Raw genomic sequence first — 4,625 nt, forward strand, 5'->3', positions numbered from 1 at the left:
CTCGCCACGGGACTTGCAGTATGAGGCGTTTCGAGCGCAGCTTGCGCTGGCCCAAGACGTAGCACTGCCCGTTGTTATCCACTGCCGCGATGCCTACGACGAGTGCCTGGCGCTCCTTGAAGCCGAGGCGCCGGGCATTCCCCTGATCATCCACTGCTTCGCCGGGGAGCTGCGCCACGCGGAGATATGCTGGAAGCACGGCTGGTTTATCGGGGTGGACGGCCCGGTGACCTACAAGAAAAACGACGCACTCCGGGAGATCGTGAGAGCCACGCCCGCCGAGCTGCTGCTGCTCGAAACCGATGCGCCCTATCTCTCGCCTGAGCCATTTCGGGGTAAGTTCCCCAACGAGCCCGCCCGGCTCACGCACATTCGAGACACCATCGCGGATCTACGAGGTACGACGCCAGACGCTCTCGCAGCCCAGACAACCGCCAACGCTAAGCGAGCCTTTCCGAGGCTACTGCGGGACGCTTAGGCGGAGGCTCGTGTCACCAATTTTTGCCAGCGTCACCTCGGCGGGCAGCCGGACGTCCTGATCGGTCGGGACAAGAATCTCCGGCGTGCCGACAGCAACACCCGACTCCGTCGCGGTCTTGCCATTGGAGCCGTGCAAACGTAGCTCCCACTGCCAGTCAGTTCCCTGCTTCTTCAAGATCACATCACAGAGCCAGGTGTGGCAGCCCCCCGTTTTTTTCGGATCGTTGAGCTTGTAGACATCGGCGAGGCTCGCCTTTCCACCGGCCACCGTCGGGACGCTCCAGTTGCGCTCTCCCAGCAAGCTCCACTGATAATGCACAGTGTCAGCCGTTTCCTTCACTTTCGCGGGGATCAGGCGAACATAGCCCGCGGCAGGTGGAGAAAGCTTCTCGCTGCCCAAACGCGTGGGTTTAGGACAGCCCACAAGAAGCAGGGCCGAAAAAATAAGAAAAACAAAGCGCATGAAACTTCATTGTACCGCGCGATACAATTCTGGGATGCGTAAGCCGCAACCCACCAAGAAACAACAGAAAACGGTACTTAAGAAAAAGCTAACTGCTGCGCAGCAGCAGCTTGCCACAGTCCAAGGACAGCTCGCAGCAGCCAAGCGCTCTGAGGAAGCAATCGCAACAGAGCTGACCAGTATCGAGGGCCAGCTCACCTCCACTCGCCAGAAGCTCACGGAGGTTAAGGCGCGCCTGAACCGGACGCGTACCGAGCAACAGAAAGTGACGGTACTTTTGGCAAAGTCGCAGGGGACGCTGGCACAGGCACAGCGTAGCCTGGCACAGCGGATGGCGGCCAACTACCGGCAGGGGCCAGTGCGTTATGCCTCGGTTCTGCTCGGAGCACACACTATGGGGGAGCTTGTCAGCCGGGCGGAGCTCGTCCGCTCTATTGTCAAGTACGAGTCCACCCTCATTGCCCAGATCAAAGCAGGGCGCGAGCAAGTGATCAAGTGGAAGGGGCTCGTGGATCAGAAGGCGGGTGAGATTCGCAAGCAAGAGCTGGCACTAGGTGGTCAGCAGGATCAGGAAGCCCAGCTCGTTCAGAAGCGACGTCTCGTGCTACTAGAGGCGCAGGCCAAACGCACCCAGATCGAAGCGGAGTACGCCCAGCTCGCCGCCGACTCAAATGAGATTTTGCAGCGGCTTCAGGCACTTGAGGGAACACCCCTACCGGGAAATTTTTCAGGGAAGCTAATCCAGCCTGTGGTGGGCCGAGTCGTTTCCTCGTTTGGAATGCGCTTTCATCCGATTCTCAAGATCAATCGCCTCCATGCGGGCGTTGACTTTGGCGCGGGCACGGGCACCCCCATTGTTGCCGCCGCCGCGGGGATGGTGGCCTACTCCGGGACGATGCGAGGCTACGGCAATGTGGTGGTGATTGATCACGGCGGTGGCATCTCCACTCTCTATGCCCACTGCTCCGTTCTTCTCGTCATTCAGGGGGAGAGTGTGGCGCAGGGTAAACTCATCGCGCAGGTGGGAGCGACAGGTCTAGCCACCGGACCGCACCTGCACTTTGAAGTGCGCCGCAACGGCAGCCCCATTAACCCCATCGGGGGCGGACTTTAAAACAAAAGTACGAGTTTATGAACTCCTCCCCTGAGGGCAAAAGAGCAGATGGCACAGAATTCCTTCAAGGAACACCGAACCAATGAATTGCATCCGCTTGCTCGTCGCCACCAGCATTGCCCTGGGAACCCTCTTATTCACCACCACTTCCACCGCTCATGCTCAGGCTCTGCTCAACGGGGCAAAGTCGCTCAAGAAGCTGCCTGCCGCTACAAGTACAACAAGCACCACAAATACCACGCCAACGCCGGATCCGAGTGATCGCGTTCAGTGGGGGGAGAAACAAGATCCCACTCCGCCCTCTCTCCTGCTTGCAAACACAAACACCAGCACGACTACCAACACGGCAACCCATCGCTCACGCTCGCAATCCGTGCCCGAGCCGGGCACACTCGGCTTACTGGCGCTGGGAGGGCTTGGACTACTACGCCGTCGCCGGTAAATATGAGCCATGGTATAATTAGGGCTAGCAAAGCCGCGCACCCAATGAGTTAGGATGCGCGGCTTTTTGTGTCTTTTTGACCTAATGACTTATGGATATCTACGACTTTACGATTATTGGCGGCGGACCGACGGGCCTCTTTGGAGCGTTCTACTCCGGTCTGCGCGAGATGCGCACCAAACTCATTGACTCGATGCCCCAGCTCGGGGGGCAGCTCTCGGCGCTCTACCCCGAAAAATATATCTATGATGTGGGTGGTTTCCCCAAGGTGCTGGCCAAGGATCTCGTGGCGCAGTTTGCCGATCAGGCACTCCAGTACAGCCCAACGGTCTGCCTCAGCGAGAAAGTGGTCAAGCTGGAGCGGGTGGGCGATGACACGGCGGCAGGGGGGCACCTGGTACTGACCACGGACAAGGGAAAGAGCCACTACAGCCGCACCGTGCTTCTTGCCGCAGGCGTGGGTGCATTTCTGCCGCGCAAGATGGATATTCCCGATCTAGATCGCCTGGAAGGGCTGGGTGTCCACTACTTTGTCACCGATCCCGCCGCTCTTGCCGGCAAGCGTCTGGTGATTGTCGGCGGCGGCGACTCGGCCTTTGACTGGGCAATGGCGCTCGGCCCACAGGCAGCATCTTGTCTCCAGCTCCATCGCACGGATCGCTTCCGCGCCCACGAAGACACGATCCAGAAAGTGCGGGACCTAGAGAGTGTCGAGCTACGGACTTTCTTCGAGCTCAAGGCGCTCCACGGCGAAGAGCACCTGGAGGCGGTCACGATCTTCGACAATCGAACCGGTGAGGAGCAGCGAGTCGAGTGCGATGCGCTATTGCTCAACTTGGGGTTTTTAACAAATCTGGGGCCAATAAAGGAATGGGGCCTAGAAATAGAGAAAAATACGATTCGTGTGGACAGTACTATGCGCACGAATATTGCAGGAGTCTACTCTGCGGGCGATATCTGTAGCTATGTCGGCAAGCTCAAGCTAATCGCAACAGGAGTCGGGGAGGCGGGGACGGCAGCAAATTTTGCAAAGACCTACCTCGACCCAGGTTCTAAAGCCTTCCCCGGGCACTCGTCTGATATGCGCTAGAACCTGGAGAAATTGCCAGGTGTGCAATAGTTGTCAGTAAATACTTTCTTAAAATAGAACTTTTTAGTGTAGGATAGAATCTGTCTTATTATGGTGATGACCAGCATACTGGAAAACACGACGGAACCTCTCCGGGGTTCTGGGGCTCGATTTCCTATTCGAGAAAGTCATCCTTCTTTCAATCTGGAACAGCTTTACTATGCGTACGCCAAGACGCGTGATCCACAAATACGGGAAGCCCTGATCCTCTACCACCAGCGGCTCGTGCGCTCCATTGCCGTGCGCTTTGTTGGGGGCGAAGAGGCTCTGGAGGATCTGATTCAGGTTGGCAATATCGGCTTAATCAATGCCCTGGATCGCTACGACCCGAGCCAAGGAACACGCTTCTCGACCTTTGCAACTCCCACTATCACCGGGGAGATCCGCCGCCATTTCCGAGATAAATCCGCCAGTATCAAGATACCACGCTGGCTTCAGGAGCTCCAGCAGGCTATACGTCGGGTGAACACGGAGCTGACGTCCACGCTGGGAAGAAACCCCACCTCCTCCGAAATGGGAAAGTGCCTGGATGTCCCTGAGGAGCATATCTTACTGGCGATAGAGTCGCAGGAAGCAGGTAACGTTCTCTCTCTAGACACGCACCTAGACGGACGCTATCTACTAGAGAGCACCTCGATGGAAGATATCGTCGGCCAGAGGGATCGTCTTCTTTGCGAGTTTGAGCACTTCGGTGATCTGCGCGGTGCCTTAGATGCTCTGGGGCAGCGGGAGCGGGAGGTGATCGCCCTACGCTTCTACGATGACCTGAGCCAGGCGAAGATTGCCGGGCGTCTGAATATCTCCCAGATGCATGTCTCTCGGCTTCAGCAACGCGCCCTGCTCCACCTGCGTGACCTACTCTCCGACGAACCACGAGCACCTTCTTCCCGGAAATGCAAGCGCAGCCCCCGCTGAGCACACCCCCTCCTGCACAGATAGCCTACACAGTGCAGGTCGCGGAGGTGAGCCAGAAACGCTTCCATATCCAAGTACAGGC

Annotated in this window: 6 protein-coding genes; 5 read left to right on the forward strand and 1 reads right to left on the reverse strand. The window is 57.8% G+C overall.

All coding sequences use genetic code 11. The annotated features are described in order from the left end of the window. Window positions 1-478 (forward strand): TatD family hydrolase (locus tag ACH2EH_RS11305; RefSeq protein ID WP_395141712.1); only part of this gene is annotated, 478 nt, incomplete at its 5' end. Here ACH2EH_RS11305 and ACH2EH_RS11310 read toward each other — a convergent pair. Then, window positions 461-943 carry a hypothetical protein gene (locus ACH2EH_RS11310; protein WP_395141714.1) on the reverse strand — a complete coding sequence of 161 codons (483 nt, stop codon included), beginning with the start codon at window positions 941-943 and terminating at the stop codon, window positions 461-463. The two genes, ACH2EH_RS11305 and ACH2EH_RS11310, sit on opposite strands and share 18 nt — an antisense overlap. Before the next feature lie 34 nt (window positions 944-977). On the opposite strand from ACH2EH_RS11310, the gene ACH2EH_RS11315 reads away from it, so the two are divergent. The 4 genes from ACH2EH_RS11315 (at window position 978) to ACH2EH_RS11330 (ending at window position 4,543) form a co-directional block, all read left to right on the forward strand. Beyond that, a complete protein-coding gene (locus ACH2EH_RS11315; RefSeq protein WP_395141716.1) occupies window positions 978-2,057 on the forward strand; it encodes a murein hydrolase activator EnvC family protein in 1,080 nt (359 codons plus the stop codon). Between the two features lie 82 nt (window positions 2,058-2,139). After that, window positions 2,140-2,499 (forward strand): PEP-CTERM sorting domain-containing protein, encoded by a 360-nt coding sequence (locus tag ACH2EH_RS11320; protein ID WP_309697835.1) that lies wholly within the window; start codon window positions 2,140-2,142, stop codon window positions 2,497-2,499. 91 nt (window positions 2,500-2,590) lie between these two features. Continuing rightward, window positions 2,591-3,589: an NAD(P)/FAD-dependent oxidoreductase gene (locus tag ACH2EH_RS11325; RefSeq protein ID WP_395141718.1), complete on the forward strand. Its 999-nt coding sequence runs from the start codon at window positions 2,591-2,593 to the stop codon at window positions 3,587-3,589. Between the two features lie 90 nt (window positions 3,590-3,679). Continuing rightward, window positions 3,680-4,543, forward strand: a complete 864-nt coding sequence (locus tag ACH2EH_RS11330; protein WP_395141720.1) for a sigma-70 family RNA polymerase sigma factor — start codon at window positions 3,680-3,682, stop codon at window positions 4,541-4,543. Window positions 4,544-4,625 lie beyond the last annotated feature (82 nt).

It is taken from the genome of Armatimonas sp. (assembly GCF_043760365.1).
Lineage (GTDB): Bacteria > Armatimonadota > Armatimonadia > Armatimonadales > Armatimonadaceae > Armatimonas.

Coding starts and splice junctions, on each gene's coding strand:
- ACH2EH_RS11310 (WP_395141714.1), bottom strand. CDS start 943: ATGCGCTTTGTTTTTCTTATTTTTTCGGCCCTGCTTCTTGTGGGCTGT.
- ACH2EH_RS11315 (WP_395141716.1), top strand. CDS start 978: ATGCGTAAGCCGCAACCCACCAAGAAACAACAGAAAACGGTACTTAAG.
- ACH2EH_RS11320 (WP_309697835.1), top strand. CDS start 2,140: ATGAATTGCATCCGCTTGCTCGTCGCCACCAGCATTGCCCTGGGAACC.
- ACH2EH_RS11325 (WP_395141718.1), top strand. CDS start 2,591: ATGGATATCTACGACTTTACGATTATTGGCGGCGGACCGACGGGCCTC.
- ACH2EH_RS11330 (WP_395141720.1), top strand. CDS start 3,680: ATGGTGATGACCAGCATACTGGAAAACACGACGGAACCTCTCCGGGGT.